The following is a 20501-nucleotide window of genomic DNA, read 5'->3' as shown; positions in this document are numbered from 1 at the left end:
TCGAAACCATGTTCGAGCTGCCGACCTACCAGGGCGTGGAAGAAGTGGTGGTCAACGGCGAGGTCATCGAAGGCCGCGCCCAGCCTCTGCTGATCTACGCCGAGCGCCGCGGCGACAAGGGCCCGGCCCAGGCGAGCTGAGGACCGGTGTTGCAGAGCTGAATTCTGGCGGAACCCCGGCATGGCCCGGGGTTTTTGCTTGGGGGAGTCCTGGCCGCCGGCCAGGCGCCGCGAGTAGGTTCCTGGGGATCGAACGGCCGCGCCGCTTGCACGTTTGCAATCGCGCGCCACATTAGGGACCGAATGGCCGCCCAACCGGGCGGGTCCAGGCGGTCTTCCGGCGTCGTTCGCCGGACAAGCCGTCCGGGCGGGTCAGCGCAAGCCAATGCGCGGCCCTTTGGAGTGCATCATGTCTGAGATCAAAATCCTGCCAGTGCTGCCTCTGCGGGACATCGTTGTGTTCCCGCACATGGTCGTCCCGCTGTTCGTGGGCCGCGACAAATCCGTGCGCGCCCTCGAAGAGGTGATGAAGACCGACAAGCAGATCCTGCTGGCGACCCAGAAGAACTCGTCCGACGACGATCCGGCGCCCAGCGCCATCTACGATATCGGCGTCATCGCCACGGTTCTTCAGCTGCTCAAGCTGCCCGACGGCACCGTCAAGGTGCTGGTCGAAGGCAAGTCGCGCGGCCGGATCCTGAACTTCACCGACCAGGCCGAGTTCTACCAGGCCCAGGTCGAGACCGTGGACGAGGAGGGCGGCCAGGCTCACGAGGCCGAGGCCCTGTCGCGCGCCGTGGTCGAGCAGTTCGAGAACTACATCAAGCTCAACAAGAAGGTCCCGCCGGAGGCCCTGGCGTCGATCCCCCAGATCGCCGAACCGGGCAAGCTGGCGGACAGCATCGCCGGGCACCTGTCGGTGAAGATCGCCCACAAGCAGGCCCTGCTCGAGATCTTCAACGTCGTGAAGCGTCTGGAGAAGGTCTACGCCCTGATGGAGGGCGAGATCAGCGTCCTGCAGGTCGAGAAGAAGATCCGCTCGCGCGTCAAGCGCCAGATGGAGAAGACCCAGCGCGAGTACTATCTGAACGAGCAGATGAAGGCGATCCAGCGCGAGCTGGGCGAGCAGGACGACCAGCGCGATGAGCTCCTGGAGCTTGAGAAGCGCATCAAGAAGGTCAAGCTTTCCAAGGAAGCCCGCGCCAAGGCCGAGAGTGAGCTCAAGAAGCTACGCAACATGAGTCCGATGTCGGCGGAATCCACCGTCGTGCGGAATTACCTCGACTGGCTGCTATCGATCCCGTGGGGCAAAGCCAAGATCAAGCCTATCGACCTGCAGAAGGCCGAGGACATCCTCGAAGGCGACCACTACGGCCTGGAGAAGGTCAAGGAACGGATCTTGGAGTACCTGGCGGTTCAAAGCCGCGTGGGTTCGCTCAAGGGCCCGATTCTCTGCCTCGTGGGCCCGCCCGGGGTCGGCAAGACCTCCCTGGGCCGCTCGATCGCCAAGGCGACGGGCCGCGAGTTCGTGCGGGTCTCATTGGGCGGCGTTCGTGACGAGGCCGAGATCCGCGGTCACCGGCGGACCTACATCGGCTCGATGCCCGGCAAGATCATCCAGTCGATGAAGAAGGCCAAGTCGACCAACGCTTTCTTCCTCCTGGACGAGATCGACAAGATGGGTTCGGACTGGCGGGGCGACCCGTCTTCGGCGCTGCTCGAGGTGCTGGATCCGGCGCAGAACTCGACCTTCAACGACCACTACCTGGAGGTCGACTACGACCTGTCTCCGGTGATGTTCGTCACCACGGCCAACAGCCTGAACATGCCCCAGCCGCTGCTGGACCGCATGGAGATCATCCGCATCCCCGGTTACACCGAGGACGAGAAAGTGGAGATCGCCAAGCGGCACATCCTGGCCAAGCTGACCAAGGACCATGGGCTTAAGCCGGAGGAGTTCATCGTCCCCGACCAGGCGGTGCGCGACCTGATCCGCTACTACACGCGCGAAAGCGGCGTGCGTTCGCTTGAGCGGGAACTCGGCAACCTGGCCCGCAAGACGGTGCGCGACCTCGCGCGTGAGAACGTGCTGTCGATCACCATCGATGACGAGCGCCTGGCCAAGTACGCGGGCGTGCGGAAGTACAAGTACGGCGAGATGGACACCGAAGACCAGGTCGGGATCATCACTGGCTTGGCCTACACCGACTTTGGCGGCGACATCCTGACCATTGAAGCGGTCAAGATGCCCGGCAAGGGCCGCATGACGGTGACCGGCAACTTGAAGGACGTCATGAAGGAGTCGATTTCGGCGGCGAACAGCTATGTGCGCAGCCGGGCCACCAAGTTCGGCATCGAGCCGCCGAGCTTCGAGCGGACCGACGTCCACATTCACGTGCCGGACGGAGCCACCCCCAAGGACGGACCTTCGGCGGGCGCGGCCATGGCGACAGCCATCGTCTCGGTGCTGACGGGCATCCCGATCAAGAAGGACATCGCCATGACCGGCGAGGTCACCTTGCGCGGGCGGGTCACAGCGATCGGCGGCTTGAAGGAGAAGCTGCTCGCTGCGCTGCGGTCCGGCGTCAAAACCGTGCTGATCCCGCAGGAGAACGAGAAGGACCTGGCTGACATCCCGGACAACGTGAAGTCCGAGATGAAGATCATCCCGATCTCCACGATGGATGAGGTGCTGGCTCATGCGCTCACGCGCGCGCCGGTGGCCATCGAGTGGTCGGAGGCTGACGCGCCGGCCGTCTCGGTCCCTGACGACGGCGATCTGGAGGCGGTGCTCACGCACTAAGTCCGATCAATTCTTGTGTCATTGGGCGGCGCGGGATGATTCCCGCGCCGCTCTCGTTTGACGGTGCCGCTTGGACGGGCGTTAATCGGCAAGAGGTGAGGGGCGCCGGGGACCCCTCCCGAGTACACACAAGAGCTGGGGCTGGGAGAACGCACATGACGAAGGCCGAACTCGTCGCGGAAATGGCCGACAAGGCGGGCTTGAACAAGGCGCAGGCCAAGGAGGCGCTGGACGCCTTCATTGCTTCGGTCGCGAGTTCGCTGAAAGCCGGCAGGGAAGTCCGGCTGGTGGGGTTCGGGAGTTTCGTTCCGATCAAACGACCGGCGGGGACGGCGCGTAATCCGCGGACCGGGGAGATGGTGAAGCGCAAGGCCTCGCAGACCTGCCGCTTCCGCGTGGGCGATGCGCTCAAAGACGCGTTGAACAACTGATCTGCGGCCTATCGCTCGCAAAAAGGCGGCGAGCGCGCGCCGACCGCCTTTTTCGTTGCCTCGCAACCGGGCCGCGCGCTAGGAACCTGCGTCTTCGGGGAGTAGCCGTTCGCTTCAGCGAAGTCCGCGTCAACAGACTTGCGTCTACATCTTGCGATGGAGCGCATGGCGCGGACGGCGGGCCTGATCGGGTCCGGATTGGTGAGACCGACGATGCGACCTCCGGCTCTTGGGCCGGCGGAGGTCCGCGTCGTCGTATGTCTCGCGCCCTGGAAGTCAGTCCTTGATCCTCGAACCGTTCTTCACCTCCACGGCCGTCGTCGCGATCGGCGAGATCGGCGACAAGACCCAGCTCCTGGCGATTGTGCTGGCGGCTAAGTTCCGCAAGCCCGTGCCGATCATCCTGGGGATCCTGTGTGCGACCGTGCTCAATCACCTGCTTGCCGCGAGCATCGGCTACTACGTCTCGGCCTGGCTTTCCGGCCAGGTCTTCCGCGTTGTTGTCGGTGTCTCCTTCATCGCCATGGCCGGCTGGGCGCTGATCCCCGATAAGATGGATGATGAACTGAAGGCGGTCGGCCGAGGCGGCATCTTCCTGACGACGCTGATCACCTTCTTCCTGGTGGAAATCGGCGACAAGACGCAGATCGCGACCTCACTTCTGGCCGCGCGCTATCATCAGATCCTGTTGGTCGCCCTGGGCACGACGCTCGGCATGATGATCGCCGATGTGCCCGCCGTCTTGCTGGGGGAGGCGGCCACTAAGATCGTACCGCTCAAGTTTGTGCGGATCGCGGCCGCGTCGATCTTCGCCCTGATCGGTGTTTGGGTGCTTCTTGCGGCGTTCCACCTGGTCTAGAACCCAAAAGCTTGGAGGGCGGCTAGCTCAGTTGGTTAGAGCATCTCGTTTACACCGAGAGGGTCGGGGGTTCGAATCCCTCGCCGCCCACCAAATCTCTCAGGTAAATCTGGAGGTTATAACGGCCACGCCAGGCCGGCGTCCCTCCAGACTCCACGTAGAACGGCGCTAGAACGGCAAATTCCGCCGCCCCACAAAGCGCCCAGTTTTCGTGAAGTCCACCCAGGGCGGGGCCGGTGACGCCGGTCGATGGCGGATGCCCCAATCGCAACGTCCATGGGCGCACTTGCCGCGACATGCCCCGCCTCGGAATTGGCGAAGCGCCCGACTGTGGCGGCGCACCGGACGCGACAGCGCGCGGGCAGCCATCACAACTCCGGAAGCTCCCAAGCACGAGTCAGTGATTAACTCGTGGAAAATGTGGAGCGAAATCAGCGGATGACTGTCCGCAGCCATCTCATCCTGAGGCGACCCGCCCGCGACGTTAGAAGGTCACGCGGCCGCGCATGCTGAGGACGATGATATTGCCCCGGGTCGGCGCCAGCGATGGATTGAAGATGATCTGGAAGTCCGGCGTAAAGGCCAGGTTCTGGGTGACGTGGAAGCGATAGAAGAGCTCCCCAGTGTATTGCGGATCGAGCAGCTTGTTGGATGGCTCGACCCAGCCGAACGCGACCCCGAAGAGGTCTGACGGATGGTTTGCCGGCCGGTGGCCAAGCCCGCCGCTCAACGCCCAATTGGCGAGCCAGCCCTCAGACCAGCCCCCGCGCAAGAACCACATGTTGTTCTCGCCGATCATGAAGTTGGCGTTGGCCGCCACGCCGTAGGCCCGCGGGCTGCCGTCGCTCAACGGGTCGCGGTACCAGGTCGTAATGTGGAAGTTGTCGCGATCGGTTGGCCCGCGGCCCTGGATCGGCACGCCCATGCCGGCCAGCCCGCTCCAGCCGGTTTCGAAGAAGTAGAAGTGCTCGTCTTTGTTGAAGAAGTTGTCGACCGTCCAGCCGGTATCGTCGCTGAGCGCGGTGAACATCCCGCCCTTCAGGTAGAGCCCGCCGTCGGTCGGGAAGGCGGCGCCGACCAGGCCGAAACCGCGCAGGGGGACGGCGATGGTCGGGCTTGTCGAGAACGCCAGGCTGAGGAACTGCCGGTTGTCGTCGAAGAATGGATAGGCGTCGACGAAGTTGGGCGCGAACAGCTTGCCGACTGCGTACTGGAAATGGTTGTCGGCGAGGTTCTGGCGGATGTAGGCCTGAGTGACGCCGAGGTCGAACTCGCCCCAGGTGGCGGCCGTCGGCACCGCCGAGCCGGCGGCGATGCCGGCCTGCAGCGGCGCCCGGTCGGTGCCCGCCGGTCGGCGATCTTCGACGGCCATGTCGAAGGTTAGCGCGTTCGGTTCGCCGCGGTTGGCGATGCCATAGGACAGATTGATGGTCACCTTGCTGCCGACCGCGTCACGTGCGCCGAACTGGCTGCTGGAATAGTTCTGCCATAACAGCCCCCAAGAGCCACCGACCCCCAGGCCCGTGCTCTGCTGCAGCCCCTGCTTCCAGGCGAACCAAGGCGCCAGCGCGGTGTCGCGCCGCAGCCAGGAACTCCGTGGCGCGTCGCTGTCGGCCAGATCACCCTCGACCGATAAGGTGGTGTCCAAGAGGTCGGCTCGGCCTCCCGCAGGGACCTTTGGCTCGGCCGCCTGAACGCTGGGCTGCGTGGCGCTCTCCGGCGCGCTGTCGGGTGGGGCAAGGGCCTGGGCAACCGGAGGCCCTGCCGCCCGGGCCACTGGCGCGCCTAGCAACGCGAGCAGCGCGGAGGCGATGCGAAGCTGGAGCCTGGACATCCGCCTCAAGCCTCCCAGCTCTGCCGATCGCCGCCGCGCACGGCGACGAGCGGGCTGCGCCATCGGCCAGGAGTTTTCGAGAGCTTCACCTGCGGAGCCAGCCGACGCACCTCGCCATACGGGGTCTGCGCCTGGAGCGTCTCGGGATCGATCATTTGATGATCCGGCAAGGTGGCGTCGAAGTTCGTGTCCGGAAACCGCCCGAGGCTGGCGAACCACATCGCCGCGCGCGTCAGGCTGATCCGCACATGATAGCTGCCGCCCTCCCGCGCCCGTCGCCGCAGCGCCGAGATGATCCCCGCCGCTCCCAGATAGCCGGCGATGTAGTCGTTCAGAACCATGGTCGGCGGGAAACGCGGGCGCTGACCCGCGCCCTCAGCCAGGGTGAAGCCGGAAACGGTGAGCGCCTCCATATCGAACCCGGCGCGGTCCTTCCATGGCCCGTCCCAGCTGTAGCATCGGACCGAGCAGTAGATGATCCCAGGTCGCCGCGCGGCGACCTGTTCGACCCCGAAGCCCAGCCGCTCCATCGATCGGCCGCGGAACCCCTCGATGAAAACGTCGGCCTGGGGCAGCAGAACGGCCTCGAAGTTCTGCTTCTGGGCCGGATTGCGCAGGTCGACGAAGCTCGACCTCATGCCCACGTTGACATCGATCACGATCGCCTCGTGCTCGAAGGCCTGATCGCGCGCGATGTGTAAGACGTCCGCGCCATTCTCCGCCAGTGTCCTGGCCGCGGTGCTGCCGGCGATCACATGCGTCAGCGAGAGCACCTTCACCCCAGACAGTGGCTGAGAGGGCTGGGGCTTGAAGGGAACCGGCGGCCCGTCGCCGATCTTGACGATATCGATCACTGGCCGCGTGGCCAGATGCATGCCCTCTGGCTGCTGCGCCCACTCCGCCGCGGTGCGGTGCACGCCCATCACCATCCCCGCCTTGGCGACCGCCTCGTCTAGGTCGGCGGCGTTCCAGGTCTTGATCGCCGCGGTGATCGCCTCCTTGCTGGGACTGGCCTTTACGATGTTCAGGAAGCCGTTGAGGTGTTGCGGGTAGAGCCCGGTGGGCGTCACCCAGCGCGCATCCTTGGTCTGGAAGCTCGCGAACGACAGCGGATTGCCCCAGAGCAGTGGCGCCTGGGGCAGCAGCCCATTGACCGTCGGCTTGAAGGTGAAGCTTTCGGGGATCGGGTCCTCGGCGTCGAAGAGGCCGAGCGCCCTTTTCTTCATCATGATCAGCGCGATCAACGGCATGGTGTTGTAAACCGCCTCACGCAGATCGACCCGAGCGTCCTGGCCCTGGCCTGTGCGCTCGCGCCAGACCGCCGCCGCGCCAACCGCCGCGGCCATCGCCGGCACCGCCATACAGGCGCCGATACGGAAGTGGCTGCGCACGATGGGGTCCTGGCCGGTGAAGGTCACGGAGCCACCGCCATCGGCCGGTCCGCCGCCAAGATCGCGCATGAATGTGGCAAAGACGCTGTTGATGTCGAAGGCCGCGCCGGGCTGTGCTTGGGCCGCTGACGTGAAATTAATCGCCAGGCCGGCGCCGGTAGCGAGGGCCCCGGCGCCCTGGATGACCTCTCGGCGGCTCGTAGACATTCCTCACCTGTGATCCAGTGAAGGTCGCGGGCGGATAGTGGCCCGCAGTCGCGCGCGTTGAAGCCGGGTGAAACCCGGATCGCCTCTGAAGGGAGACGCGATATTGAGCTGGCGGGATCGGCCTGAATTGCTGGCGGTTCTTGCTGTCGCGGGACAGGCGATCGCCTACGTCCTGTCCGTCGTCCTGGCGCGACGCCTGGGCGTCGCCGAGTTCGAGGCCTATGCGGTCGCGGCATCGGCCTTCATCCTCATGGCCAACGTCGCGCCGCAGGGCCTGGAGAAGTACGGGCTGCGGCTTCTGCCGGTGCTCATCGAGCGCGAAGACTGGCCGCGAGCGCGCGGGTTTGTGCGCTTCGGATTTCGCCGGACGCTTTGGGGGGCGCTGCTTGCCGGCGTGATCGTGGCCGCCCTGGCCGGCAGGTTGCCGTCGATCCCGCCTGGCGTCCGCCTGGCCGTTCTGGCCAGCTGCCTGGTCACACCCATCGGCGCCCTTGTCCACTTCGCCTTCGAGACCTTGAGCGCGGCGGGACGCGAAATCCGTGCGGCCGTGGCCTTTCGAGCGGCCGCGCCGGCGGTCACCTTGGCGGCGTTCGGTCTGGCCAGCGCCATTACTCTTCCGCTCACCGGCGCCGTCGCCGCGGCCTGCTGGGGCGTCGGCTGGGTATCCGCGCTCGCCTTGCTGGCCGCCGAACTGCGGCGCGCTCTCCCCGCGCAGGTCTGGAGCGCGCCGCCGCTCGCCGAAGGGGCACGTTGGGCGGCCGAGGCGAGGCCCTTCTGGGTCTACCGGATCGCGCTTGGGCTGATGGCGCAGGCCGGGGTGATCTCGCTGGACCGCCTGCAGCCGTCTTCGGCTGCGGTGGGAGCCTATGCTGCGGCGATGGCGACGGCGAGCCTGGCGCTGGTCCTGGTGACCGCCACCAACCGCGCCTACGCCCGGCGCCTGTCCATCCTGCTCGAACGACGGGAGTTCGACGCCGTCATCACGCTGAGACGCCAGCGCCTGTGGTGGCTCGCGCCGGTCATCGCCGTCTTCATCCTGGCGGCCTTCATCTGGACCCGGCCGCTGCTCGCGCTCTTCCGTCCAGAGTTCGTGGCGGACGGAACAGCGCCATTGCGCATCCTGGCCGTGGCGACCGCGGTCTCGATGCTGTTCGCGCTGTCGCCGACCTACCTCAAGTTCAGCCGGCGCAACCGGGCGACTTTCGTGACCGTCGCCTGCGGGGCGGCGGCGCAGGTGTTGCTCCTGCTGCTGCTCGTCCCCCGCTTCGGTGCGACGGGCGCGGCGATCGCTTACGCGGTCTCGACGATCGGGATGTACGGGGCGTTCGCCTTGATGGCGCACCAGGCCATCGAAGGCCAAGGGGCGCACGTAAATTCAGCGGCGCCCAGGCCGGATTGCCAACAGCGTGGCTCAAAATGCGGAGACGAGTTGTAGCCTGACTGCGCTCACCATCATACTCACGGTGTCCGGCCCGGACCCGGCGAGCCGACTGGGCGAAGTTGGCCAGCGCCAGAGGGAAAGGGCGCTTGCGCCGAGAGTGGGCTAGCGGCCTGTAGGGGGGGTGGTGATGCTGAAGGCTGGTAGCGCCGGCCACGCCGAACCGGCGTCGCTCGACGACTACATGAAGCAGCCGCGCCACGAGGCGGATGCGACGATCCATTACGGCTCCGCGCCCTCGCAGGTCGTTGAGCTGTTCCTTCCCAAAGGCGGAGGTCTCCATCCTGTCGTCGTGCTGTTGCACGGCGGCTGCTTCCAGAAGCACCTGGAGGGCTTCGCGCAGACCAGCGCCATCGCGGCCGACCTGGCCGCGCGCGGTTATGCGGTCTGGAACGTGGAATACCGAAAGCTGGGCGAGCCTGGGGCCGGCTACCCCGGGACCTTCGAGGACGTCGCCACAGCCGTCGACCGGTTGTACGTCGAGGCGCCCAAGCGCGACCTCGACTTGCGCCGCGTCGTAGCTGTCGGCCACTCGGCTGGCGGCCATCTCGCGCTATGGGCCGCCAGCCGCGCGAAGCTGCCCACAGGAAGTCCGTTGCGCACCGCCAAGCCCCTCCGGATCGCTGCGGTGATCAGCCTGGGCGGGATCGGCGACCTGGAGGGCCAGGGCCCGGCGTTCGCGCTACCCTGCGGCGCCGACACCATCGAGCGCCTCGTGGGCACGAAGCGCCGCAAGGCCCCGTTCGTTGACACCTCACCGGCCGAATTGCTGCCAATCGGGGTAAAGGTGGTGCTGGTCCACGGCGTCTACGATCACGTCTTGCCGCCTTACATCGGCAGGGACTACGCGGAAAAGGCGCGCAAGGCGGGCGATGCTGCTGAGGTGGTCGTCCTACCGGACGCCGGCCACTTCGACCTGGTGATTCCCACGACGCGCGCGTGGGCCGCGATCAACGGCATACTTGACCGGGAGATGAAGGGGCTTACGCACTAAACCTCTCACAGCTTTCAAAGAGCTGGAGTTTCGTGCCTAACCTGCGGGCCCTGGGGAGGATTCCATGACCGCCGCCGCCGTCGACGCCAACGACCGTTGGTTCATGGGCCATCCCAAGGGGCTGGCGTTCCTGGCCTTCACCGAAGCCTGGGAGCGCTTCTCCTACTACGGCATGCAGACGCTCCTCGTTCTCTATCTGACCAAGCAGCTGCTGTTGCCCGGGCATGTCGAAAACATCCTTGGGTTTCCCCAGCTCCACGCGATCCTGTCGCGCGGTCAGCCGATGACGATCGTGGCGATAGCTTCGGCGATCTTTGGGCTCTACACCGCACTGGTCTATTTGACGCCCAGCCTGGGCGGACTGATAGCCGATGGCTGGTTGGGTCGAACCCGCACCATCATCCTGGGCGCGTGCCTCATGGCGCTCGGCCACTTCCTCATGGCCTTCGACGCTTCCTTCCTGATCGCGCTCCTCTGCCTGATGGTGGGCTCCGGGTGCTTTAAGGGAAACATAGCCACCCAGGTCGGCTCGCTCTATCGGCCCGACGACCTGCGACGCGCGGACGCCTTCCAGATTTTCTACCTGGGTATCAACGCCGGCGTGATCGTGGCCCCGTTGATCACCGGGACGCTGGGAGAAAAGGTGGCGTGGCACTACGGCTTCGGCGCAGCCGGCGTCGGCATGCTGATCTCGCTGGTGATCTACCTCAGCGGCCGCAAATATCTTCCGCCCGACCCGCCGATCAGAAAGAAGCAGCAGAAGCTCGCGCGCGTTCCGCTCACGGCTCAGGAATGGCGCTCGATGATCCTCTTAGTCGGTCTTCTGCCGGTCCTGGCCGCCTCGATCGTCGGCAACAACCAGATCTTCAACGCCTACCTGATCTGGGCCGACAAGAGCGTCGATCGGACGCTGTTCGGCCAACCGATCCTGACCACGTGGCTGGTCTCGGTGGATTCCATTGTCTCCGTCGCGACCCTGGCCGCGATGGTGGTGTTCTGGCGGATCTGGAAAACCCGTTTCAAGGAACCCGACGAACTAGGCAAGATCGTCATCGGCTGCCTGTTCAGCGGCGCCGGCGTCGCTTGCCTGGCCCTGGGTTCGGCGCTCGCCGCCAGCACGGGCCAAAAGGTCTCGATGGGCTGGCTGCTTGCGTTCCACCTGCTGAATGACATCGGCTTCGCCAACGTGCTGCCCGTCGGCCTGGCGCTTTTTGTGCGCGCAGCGCCCGCCGCGCTCGCCGGGACGATCGTCGGCATCTACTACCTCCACCTCTTCGCCGCGAACCTCGCAGTGGGCTGGCTGGGCGGGTTGCTCGACAAGATGCCACCCACGCAATTTTGGCTGATGCATGCAGCCCTGGTGACCGGCGCTGGCGTGGTGTTCTTCTTTGTCCGCATGTTGTTCGGCAGCGTGTTGGCCGGAAAGGTGCAGGAGCCCGACTTCGTGGCCGCCGACGCCGCCGAATTCCCGTAGCCGCCCATGCTCTATCGCCCGCTTGGTCAGTCGGGCTCGAGCGTCTCCGAGATTGGCTTGGGGGCGGCGAGCTGGTGGGGCAAGCCACAGTTTCCGGAGGCCAAGGCGATCGGCCTGGTGCATGCCGCTCTCGATGGCGGAGTGACCTTCTTCGACACCGGCTCCAGCTATTCCGCCGGCCAGGCCGAGCCAAGGCTTGGTCGGGCGCTCAAGGGGAAAGACATCTCGAAGCTGGTCGTGGCCACCAAGGCCGGCACCATCGCCGATGGGGGCAAGGTCGGCCGGGACTTCTCACCAGCCGCGGTCGTCGCCAGCGCCGAGCGGAGCCTGCGCAACCTGGGTTTGAGCGAGCTTGGCCTGTTGCAGCTTCATGGCCCTGCCATCGCCGAGCTGACCGACGAGTTGCGCGCGGCGCTGAGCGGCCTGAAGGCGAGGGGACTTGTGCGCGCGCTGGGCGTCAATAGCTTCGATCCGGCCGTCATCGAGCATGCCATCGGCCTACCGGAGCTCGACGCGGTGATGGTCGACTACAACGTGCTGCGGCCCGAGCGCGAACCGCTGATCGAGCGAGCCGCGGCGGCCGGGAAGGGGGTCCTGGCGGGCATGGCTATGGCCATGGGGCATACGGGCCTCAAGGTCGCCAGCCTGCGTGGCCCACAAGACCTATGGTATGCCGCCCGCGGCCTCATTCGGCATCCGCGCGAAGTTCGGGAGGGCGCCCGTTTCAAGTTCCTCAACCATCTGGCCGGAATGACCGGTCCGCAAGCCGCCCTGGCCTACGTCCTTGCCAGTCGCGACGTCTCCTGCGCCGTAATCGGCACCACGCGCCTGGCGCATCTGGCCGAGAATCTCGCCGCATCCGGGATGGAGATCCCGACTGAGGTGATGGCCCGCATTCGTGTGCAGCAGCGATAGGCGTCCAGCGAAGGTGGCTTTCAGGATGACAGCCGCCGTCGCGCGGAGTCATGGTGCTGAACAACGATAACACACCGGGAAACGACCATGGGCGACGCCGCCGACATCGACCTCGACGAAGCCCTCGAGGCCGCACACTTGCCGGCCCTGGTTGCGGCTATGGTGCACATGACAGGCGACGCCAGTTGGCTGAAGCCGGAATGGACGCCGACCTACACGCCGATTTCGCGAGGCGACCCCGGGCTGCCGGAAGACGTGATGGCCGATATCCGACGCCGGGCCAAGGCGGCCATCGAGTCCTTCCTCTCAGGCGGCTCGGTGAAAACAGCGAGTCCCGACATTCCGACACTTCGCCGGATGATCGACTTCGTAGCCGGCGCGCCGATCCCGGAGACCTATGCCGATTTCCTGATCGATGAACTGGCGATCTCCGGCAAGAGCAGCAAGGACCCGCAGTTCGAGCAGCCGCAGCTCAAGGCCGCGGCGCGCCAGCTGAAGGTGCTGGTGATCGGCGCGGGCATGTCCGGAATCCTGACGGGCGTACGCCTGTCACAGGCTGGCGTGCCGTTCGAGATCGTGGAGTCCAATCCTGATGTGGGTGGGACCTGGCTGGTGAACACCTACCCGGGGTGTCGGGTCGATAACTCCAACCACATGTACAGCTACTCATTCGAGCCCAACCACGCGTGGCCTCAGCACTTCTCGCCGCAACCAGAATTGCTGAAATATTTCCGTGGTGTAGCTGCAAAATATGATCTGAAGAAGCACATCCGATTCGAAACGCGCGCCGAAACCTTGACGTGGGACGAAGTCCGCTCGCTCTGGCGCGTGGAGCTGCGCGGCAAGGACGGGCGGACCGAGATCGTCGAGGCCAATGCGGTCATCACCGCGGTGGGCCAGCTCAACAAGCCGCGCATTCCACAGATCGAGGGTGTCGGAACCTTCGAGGGCCCGGCTTTCCATTCGGCCGAGTGGCGCCACGACGTGGATCTGTCAGGCAAGCGCGTGGCCGTGATTGGCACCGGCGCCTCCGCCTATCAGTTCGTCCCGGAAATCGCGCCGAAGGTGGCGAACCTCAAGGTCTTCCAGCGGACCCCGCCTTGGGGGCTACCCGTGCCGCACTATCATGAGGATGTGCCGGAGGGCGTGAAATGGCTGCTCGAGCACGTTCCATACTATGACAAGTGGTACCGCTTCTGGCTCTTCTGGATGACCACCGAGGGCTTCCTGCCGATGGTCAAGGCCGACGAGGGCTGGGACGGGCCGCCGGTCGCGGTGGGCGAGGCGAACCTGATGCTGCGGGAGATGGCGGCCGGCGCGCTCGCCGCACAGGTTGAAGATCGCCCCGACCTGCTCCCCCACGTCGTCCCGACCTACCCGGTGGGCGGCAAACGGGCGGTTCTGGACAACGGCGTCTGGATCGGCGCGCTGAAGCGGCCGAATGTTGAACTCATCACCCAGTCCATCACCAAGATTACGCCCAAGGGCGTCGTCACCGCCGATGGCGTGGAGCATGAAGTGGATGTGCTGATCTACGGCACAGGCTTCACCGCCTCGAAGTTCTTGTCCGGCCTGAAGGTCGCGGGGCGCGGAGGGCGGGATCTGCACCAGACCTGGGCGGGGGATGCGCGCGCCTATCTCGGCATGACCGTTCCGGGGTTCCCGAACTTCTTCATGATCTATGGGCCCAACACCAACATCGTCGTGAACGGCTCGATCATCTTCTTCTCTGAGTGTGCGGTGCGTTACATCGTCGGCGCCATCCGGCTGCTGGCGGAGACGGGCGCCAAGGCCATGGAGCCGAAGCCCGATGTCCATGACACGTTCAACATCCGCGTTGACGAGGCCAATCGCGGCTGGGCCTGGGGGTCCGAAAACGTCAGCAGCTGGTACAAGAACGAGTTTGGCCGTGTGAGTCAGAACTGGCCCTTCGGCCTGATCGACTACTGGCGCGCCACCCTTGCTCCCAACCCCGATGACTTCACCCTGACCAAGCAGCGTGAACCGGTGGCCTGAGAGGGATTGGCCGATGACCGAGATTACTGGCGGCTGCGCCTGCGGCAAAGTGCGATTCAAGATCACCGCGCCTCCCATGGGCGTGGGCGTCTGCCACTGCCTCGACTGCCAAAAGGCTTCAGGCGGGGGTCCGTCCTACTCCGCCATCGTGCCCCGGGACGCCTTTGAGGTCACCAAGGGTGAGGCCAAAGTCTACAGGTCCAGAGCCGACAGCGGCGCCGACGTCGGGCGCGCATTCTGCGTTGAGTGCGGGACGCCCCTCTGGTCCGGTCTCGGCTCGGAGTCTCCGATCCTGCCGGTGAAGCTAGGTGCGTTGGACGACTCCGCCAGCCTTGCCCCGAACCTGCATCTCTACACAGTCTCCGCCAAACCCTGGCACTTGATGCACGAGGGCTTGCCGCGCTTCCCGAGAATGCCGCCGATGGCGCCTCCCTCGGGGGCCCAATGAAGACTGAGGACATCGAATATCATGCCGACGGGGCGCGTCTCGTCGGTTACCTGGCCGTTGATGACACGCGGACCGGAAAGCGTCCTGGCGTCTTGGTGGCCCCCGAGGGCGGGGGCCTTGTCGAACTCACCAAACAAATCGCCCGGCGGCTGGCTGAGCTGGGCTATGTCGCCTTCGCCATGGACTACTTTGGCGACGGCAAGCCGCTTGCTGACCGAAGCCAGGTGATGCCACGCATTGAGGCGTTCATGGCCGAGCCCGCGACGATCCGCGCCCGGGCCGCTGAAGCACTTGCGGTCCTGGCCCGACAAGCGGAGTGCGATCCTGGCAAGCTGGCGGCGATCGGCTACTGCTTCGGGGGCACGACTGTGCTCGAGCTCGCCCGCAGCGGCGCCGACCTCAAAGCGGTCGTGGGCTTTCACTCCGGGCTTGGCACGACGCGGCCTCAGGACGCCAAGGCCATCCGCGCCAAGGTGTTGACCTGCATCGGCGCGCTCGACCCCATCATCCCGGCCGCGCAACGCCACGCCTTTGAGCAGGAGATGACTGACGGCGGCGTCGACTGGCGGATGTACGTCTTTGGCGGCGCCGGCCACAGCTTCACCAACCCGGGAGTCGGCGAACTCGGCATGGCGGGGTTCACCTATCACGCCGAAACCGACCGCCGGACCTGGGTGGCAATGCTTGACCTGTTTGACGAGGCGCTCGGCACGATCGACGCATGAAATGCGTATTGCCGCTATTGATGTTGGCGCTCGCTGGCTGCGAACGGCGCGTCGCTGAACGTGAGCCTGCGGCGCTTCCCGCCGAAGGGCCGGTCAATCCCCGGCCTGGAGTGACCACCTATCGCTGCGTCGACGGACAGGTCATCGTGGCGGGCTACCCAGACCCGAGCACGGCGGTCGTCACCTACAAGGATCACGCCTACACCCTGACGAAGGAGGTCTCGGCGAGCGGCGCCCGCTATACGGGCTACGGCCTGCAATGGTGGGTAAAGGGGGCCGCCGCGACGATTTCGGCCCTGAAACCCGATGAGTCGATCGCCAGCGATCCAGGTCTAGCCTGCTCCGCCGAGACTGGAGGACCCCGTTCACATGGAGCGGCCCGGCCGTCGACGGCGGTCAAGTCGTAGGGCCCGGAGGCCCGACTGTGGCCAGCTTGCCCTAGCGTTGCTCTAATATTTCCATACTGAGACGCACGTCCTTGCCAAGCGTGAGCACGGCGGCTTAGGCTCCCTCTAGGCACCACTGCCTACTGTTCCATCAGGACTTAGCCATCAGAGCTGAGCCGGAACGCAAATGGGAGGACTGGGGAATGAGTAAGCGGAGCTATCTCTGTGCCGGTACGGCTATGGCCGCGGCCGCAAGTCTTTACGGAATTCAGGCCTACGCAGCGCCGGCAGCTGCGCCGGCTGACACATCGGCGGCGTCCAATGTTTCGGAATTGGTCGTCACGGCCGAGCGTCGCGAGCAAAGGCTGCAGGACGTGCCGGTGGCCGTCACCGCCTTCAGCGCCGAACAGCGTTCGCTGATCGGGATCGAGTCGATCCAGGACCTCACCAACTTCACACCTGGCCTGCACTACAACGCGATCGCCAACCGGCCCTATCTGCGCGGCGTAGGCCGCAACACCGACAACCTCGCCGTCGCCTCGGCCGTGGCGATCTATTACAACGGCATCTACGACGGCGCGAACGCCACCACTATTCTGCAGCACTCGGACATGTTCATCGACACGATCGAAGTCGATCGGGGTCCGCAGAACACACTGCACGGCGCCAATTCCGATGGCGGCACCATCAACTACGTCTCCAAAAAGCCGACCAAGGACTTCTTCGCCGAAGGCCGCGTGGGCTTCGCCAACTATGACAAAGGTTTCGCCGAGGCCGTGGTCTCCGGCCCGATCAACGACAGCGTGCGCTTCAGGGTTGGCGGCAACTACACCCAGGAAAACGGCGGCTTTTTCCAGAACCTCTCAAGCGGTGAGCGCGTTGGGGGCACCGGACCGCAGGGTAACAGCGGACGGACCCAGTACTGGGAAGCCCAACTCGACGCCAACATCGGCGAACATCTCGACGCCTGGGGCATGGTCTCCAGCGGCCTCTACTACACCAACTACCACACGGTTGCGCAGCAAGGGGCCATCCCGACCAACTTCCAGCTGAACGGCACCTTTTCGCCGAGCAGCTTCTACGGCCTGTGTGGGATCGCCGGCGTGGCCGCCGCCAATCCCGGCTGCGCCACCGGGCCTGCGGTCGTCAGCGTGACACCGGCAGGCGCCTTCACCGCCAACCAGTTTCCGGGCAACAACCCCAGCACCGCCGACCCGCGCGTCTTCATCCAGTCGGCGCCCTCGACGAACAAGCAACGCGCCGACATATCGCTCGCGACCCAGTGGACCTACCACGCCCCAAGCGTCGATCTGACCTATCTGGGCGGTTACCAGAAGTTCAACTACCAGCTCAATTTCACAGGATCGATCGACGCAGGCCTGAAGACCTATTCCCTCGCAGGCGCGCCCTCAGTGGGCTTTCTCTGCGGTCTGAACGCCGCGACCCAAGGCCTCAGCACGGCTGGCTGCACCCAGCCGTTGGCGATCAATCCGTCGCCAGACTGGACTCATTTTGTGGAGATGGATGAATTCCAGAGCCACGAGTTTGACCTGATCTCGACGAGCGGCGGACCGTTCCAGTGGATTGCCGGCCTCTACTATTATCATGAAAGTTACGAGCAGCCGGTCTGGGCGGGCGTGATGCCGAACCAGACCCAGTTGGCGCATCCGTTTGCGATCGGCGCGAACGGAGCCTTGATTGCGACGCCCGCAAATCCGGCGAGCGCGATCTCGACTTCCGACACGTTCCTGACCTACGAATCCTACGCCGGCTTCGGGCAGGGCAGCTACAAGTTCAACGACGAGTGGAAGCTGACCGCAGGCCTTCGCTACACCGAGGACAAGAAGCACGGGCGTCAACTGTGGCGTTTCGAAGAGTTCGACACCATCCCGGGCTTTCAGTCGACCAGTTTCGGCGCCAACACGCCTGGCCTCGATTTCAGCACGATCGCGGTCGGCGCCACGACCACGACCACCTACAAGGGCGCGGGCCTGGCAGTCCTGAACGCCGCGACCGGCAATTATGAGCGCAACCTTGACGAAACCTGGTCGGCCTGGACCGGCGATGCCGACCTCGACTGGACACCGGACCACGACACCTTGGTCTACGCCAAGTACAGCCGGGGCTATAAAGCCGGCGGCTTTTCGACCTTCACCATTGCGCCCAACCCCTCAACCGACAAGGAGACCGTGGACGCCTACGAAATCGGGCTGAAGAGGACCTTCGAACGGGTGTTCCAGCTCAACGCCGCAGCGTTCTTCTACGACTACAAGAACGACCAGATCCCGTTGAGCGTCCAGAATGCCCAAGGGCTGATCTCCGCCCAGCTCTTCAACCTGAAGTCGGTCCACGTGAGCGGCTTCGAGATCGAAGGCAATTGGCGCCCGACCGACGCGTTCGACCTGAGCTTCCAGTACTCGCACCTCAGCGCAAAGGTGAACGACGCCGGCGCCTGCATCGAGGACACCATCGACCCGACGGCTGTTTTGCCGGGCGCGAACACGACCGGCTGCGTCCAGGGCTCGGCAGTGAAGGTGCAGAACCTCAAGGGCCAGCAACTGCCCGAAGCCCCGCCGAACAAGTTCTCGGCGAATGCGCTCTACACCTGGACGTTCGATCCCGGGAAGCTGACCCTCTCAGGCACCTATGTCTGGAAGGATGTGACCTACGGCACTCTGTTCAACCGGCCGTATTCGCGCGCACCATCCTATGACGAAGCCGACTTCCGTCTCACTTGGTCCGGTTCCAACAACAACTACTCGGTCATCGCTTTCGTCAACAACGCCTTCGACAAGGTGGGCTACGACGGGGCGGGCGGCTCGCTCCTGCTGGCGCCGACACAGCCCCTGACACCCGGTCCGATTACGTTCAACCCGAGCCTGATCGCGCCCCGGACCTACGGTATCGAGTTCCAGTACCGCTTCCACTAGAGGCCCCTTCACTGAGGCTTCAGGCGGCGCGCCCGGCACGGGCGCGCCGTTCGCGCACTGGCGCACCGCCGGGCGGGCGCCTACCATCGATGCCATGACAAGCGGCGGCGTACCTTTGCCCACGACCCAGCCGGGCGATGCGGCTGGGCGTTCGCGTCGCCTGGACGAGGCTGCAGCGCATTTCAGGGCCGGCCGCGTTGACGCCGCGGCCCAGATCTACCGAAGCGTCGAACGCGAGGCGCCCGAGGACGTGCGGGCGGCCTATTCGCTGGCTGTAATCGATATCGGGAAGGGGCGTCTGGCGCGGGCTCGCCAGAGGCTCGAGGCCGTGGTCGCCCGCGAGCCTGGCCTGGTGGCGGCGCAACATAACCTGGGCGCTGTCTGCCAGCAGCTTGGGGCCTGGTCCGAGGCCGCGCACGCCTATAGCCGCGCCACGGCGTTGCGTCCCGAGGCGACCGATACCCGCGCCGCCCTGGCCGTCGCGCTGGCGATCCTCGGCCGCCCCGAGGAGGCGATCGCCCAGCATCGGGTGCTGGCCCGCGATCCGGGGCAGCGCTGGGCGGCCCTGACCCGCATCGCCCTGCTGGACGCCGGCGCGATCGACGAAAGCGAACTGGCCTGGATGCGGCAGGCGGCGGCTGACGAGGACATGGAGGCCGGGACGCGCACAGGTCTGCTCTTCGGCCTGGGCGATGTGCTCGAAGCCCGCGGACTTCATGACGAAGCCTTCCGCGCCTACGCCGAGGGCAACCGTTTGAAGCGCGCGGGCCTGGCCGGAGCCTCGCAACCTGGCGCTGTCGCAGACGCCAATGAAGCCGCGGCGCGCTATGTCCGGGACCTGTTTAGCCCGATGTTCCTTGCCAGGCTGGGGGGGAGGGCGAGCGGCTCGAGCGCTCCGATCTTCGTTGTCGGCATGCCGCGCTCAGGTTCGACACTCATCGAGCAGATCCTATCCAGCCATCCTGACGTTCAAGGGCTCGGTGAAACCGGCGTGCTGCCCGAGTTGCTGGCGGCGGGCTATCCGGACACCGCAGCCGGTTTTCGTGACCTCGGCGCTCGCTATCTGACCGCGATGCGGCGGCGTGGCTGGGATGGCGCCTCGCGATTCGTCGACAAGACGTTGGAGAATTACCTCCACGTCGGCGCGATCCATCTGATGTTTCCGCGCGCGCTCATCCTCCACAGCGACCGTGATGCGATGGACGTTTGTTTCGCCTGCTACCGGCAGCTTTTCGTCAGCGGCAACGAGACGCTCTATGACCTTGCCGACATCGCTGCGGAATATCGTCGCTACCGCCGGCTGATGGATCATTGGCGCGTGGTGCTGCCGGCCCGCGTCGTCGACGTGGCCTATGACGATCTGGTCGCCGATCCCGAGCGAAAGATCCTGGCGCTGGTCACAGAAAGCGCAGGCCTCGATTGGGACCCGGCTTGCCTGCGGTTCTTCGAGCAGGCGGCGGCGGTGCGAACGTCGAGCGCGACGCAGGTGAGGCGTCCGATCTACCGAAGCTCCGTGCAGCGTTGGCGCCGCCACGCCGAAGATCTCCAGCCGCTGGTCGCCGCGCTGGGCGACCTGGCCAGCCCGCCCAGCTGAGAAGGGCAGGACGCACCCTCTGCGCGGGAAGCCTGGTCAATTGCCTGGCGCGGCCCC

At 65.5% G+C, this 20501-nt stretch carries 15 protein-coding genes, 1 tRNA gene, 1 pseudogene and 1 riboswitch; of the genes and pseudogenes, 15 read left to right on the top strand and 2 right to left on the bottom strand.

Features of this window, described 5'->3' with window-relative positions; all coding sequences use genetic code 11:
* From VGI62_RS19745 to VGI62_RS19725, 5 genes and pseudogenes are all read left to right on the top strand, one after another.
* Positions 1–140: pseudogene (locus VGI62_RS19745) on the top strand (ATP-dependent Clp protease ATP-binding subunit ClpX); the annotation flags it as partial.
* 268 nt (positions 141–408) lie between these two features.
* Positions 409–2802, top strand: a complete 2394-nt coding sequence (gene lon / locus VGI62_RS19740; protein WP_331506277.1) for an endopeptidase La — start codon at positions 409–411, stop codon at positions 2800–2802.
* A 35-nt stretch (positions 2803–2837) separates the two neighbouring features.
* Positions 2838–3233: an HU family DNA-binding protein gene (locus VGI62_RS19735; protein ID WP_331506276.1), complete on the top strand. Its 396-nt coding sequence runs from the start codon at positions 2838–2840 to the stop codon at positions 3231–3233.
* Between the two features lie 84 nt (positions 3234–3317).
* A riboswitch (yybP-ykoY riboswitch) is annotated at positions 3318–3462 on the top strand.
* Between the two features lie 57 nt (positions 3463–3519).
* Entirely contained in the window at positions 3520–4092 is a 573-nt protein-coding gene (locus tag VGI62_RS19730) for a TMEM165/GDT1 family protein (RefSeq protein ID WP_331506280.1), read from the top strand.
* Between the two features lie 16 nt (positions 4093–4108).
* Positions 4109–4185 (top strand) — tRNA-Val (locus VGI62_RS19725).
* A 391-nt stretch (positions 4186–4576) separates the two neighbouring features.
* Here VGI62_RS19725 and VGI62_RS19720 read toward each other — a convergent pair.
* Entirely contained in the window at positions 4577–5926 is a 1350-nt protein-coding gene (locus tag VGI62_RS19720) for a carbohydrate porin (RefSeq protein WP_331506275.1), read from the bottom strand.
* Positions 5927–5931: 5 nt separating this feature from the next.
* On the bottom strand, positions 5932–7524 hold the full coding sequence (locus tag VGI62_RS19715) for a CoA transferase (protein WP_331506274.1): 1593 nt from the start codon (positions 7522–7524) through the stop codon (positions 5932–5934).
* A gap of 103 nt (positions 7525–7627) precedes the next feature.
* Between VGI62_RS19715 and VGI62_RS19710 the strand changes: the two genes are divergently transcribed.
* The 10 genes from VGI62_RS19710 (at position 7628) to VGI62_RS19665 (ending at position 20444) form a co-directional block, all read left to right on the top strand.
* On the top strand, positions 7628–8959 hold the full coding sequence (locus tag VGI62_RS19710) for a lipopolysaccharide biosynthesis protein (RefSeq protein ID WP_331506273.1): 1332 nt from the start codon (positions 7628–7630) through the stop codon (positions 8957–8959).
* A gap of 133 nt (positions 8960–9092) precedes the next feature.
* On the top strand, positions 9093–9956 hold the full coding sequence (locus tag VGI62_RS19705; RefSeq protein WP_331506272.1) for an alpha/beta hydrolase: 864 nt from the start codon (positions 9093–9095) through the stop codon (positions 9954–9956).
* Positions 9957–10020: 64 nt separating this feature from the next.
* Complete coding sequence (locus tag VGI62_RS19700) at positions 10021–11430, top strand: peptide MFS transporter (protein WP_331506271.1); 1410 nt, start codon at positions 10021–10023, stop codon at positions 11428–11430.
* A gap of 6 nt (positions 11431–11436) precedes the next feature.
* On the top strand, positions 11437–12345 hold the full coding sequence (locus VGI62_RS19695; RefSeq protein WP_331506270.1) for an aldo/keto reductase: 909 nt from the start codon (positions 11437–11439) through the stop codon (positions 12343–12345).
* Positions 12346–12432: 87 nt separating this feature from the next.
* The gene (locus tag VGI62_RS19690; protein WP_331506269.1) at positions 12433–14361 is read left to right on the top strand and encodes a flavin-containing monooxygenase; all 1929 of its coding nucleotides are present in this window, start codon (positions 12433–12435) and stop codon (positions 14359–14361) included.
* Between the two features lie 13 nt (positions 14362–14374).
* On the top strand, positions 14375–14809 hold the full coding sequence (locus tag VGI62_RS19685) for a GFA family protein (protein ID WP_331506268.1): 435 nt from the start codon (positions 14375–14377) through the stop codon (positions 14807–14809).
* On the top strand, positions 14806–15534 hold the full coding sequence (locus VGI62_RS19680) for a dienelactone hydrolase family protein (RefSeq protein WP_331506267.1): 729 nt from the start codon (positions 14806–14808) through the stop codon (positions 15532–15534). The genes VGI62_RS19685 and VGI62_RS19680 overlap by 4 nt, the downstream gene beginning before the upstream one ends.
* Positions 15531–15941 carry an MliC family protein gene (locus VGI62_RS19675; RefSeq protein WP_331506266.1) on the top strand — a complete coding sequence of 137 codons (411 nt, stop codon included), beginning with the start codon at positions 15531–15533 and terminating at the stop codon, positions 15939–15941. The genes VGI62_RS19680 and VGI62_RS19675 overlap by 4 nt, the downstream gene beginning before the upstream one ends.
* A gap of 182 nt (positions 15942–16123) precedes the next feature.
* Complete coding sequence (locus VGI62_RS19670; RefSeq protein WP_331506265.1) at positions 16124–18850, top strand: TonB-dependent receptor; 2727 nt, start codon at positions 16124–16126, stop codon at positions 18848–18850.
* Between the two features lie 115 nt (positions 18851–18965).
* Entirely contained in the window at positions 18966–20444 is a 1479-nt protein-coding gene (locus VGI62_RS19665; RefSeq protein ID WP_331506264.1) for a tetratricopeptide repeat-containing sulfotransferase family protein, read from the top strand.
* Positions 20445–20501 lie beyond the last annotated feature (57 nt).

This window comes from Phenylobacterium sp., assembly GCF_036495085.1.
In the GTDB taxonomy this organism is placed as follows: Bacteria; Pseudomonadota; Alphaproteobacteria; order Caulobacterales; family Caulobacteraceae; genus Phenylobacterium.
The sequence above is the reverse complement of the archived record's forward strand: the minus strand, read 5'-3'. Positions and strand labels throughout refer to the sequence as shown.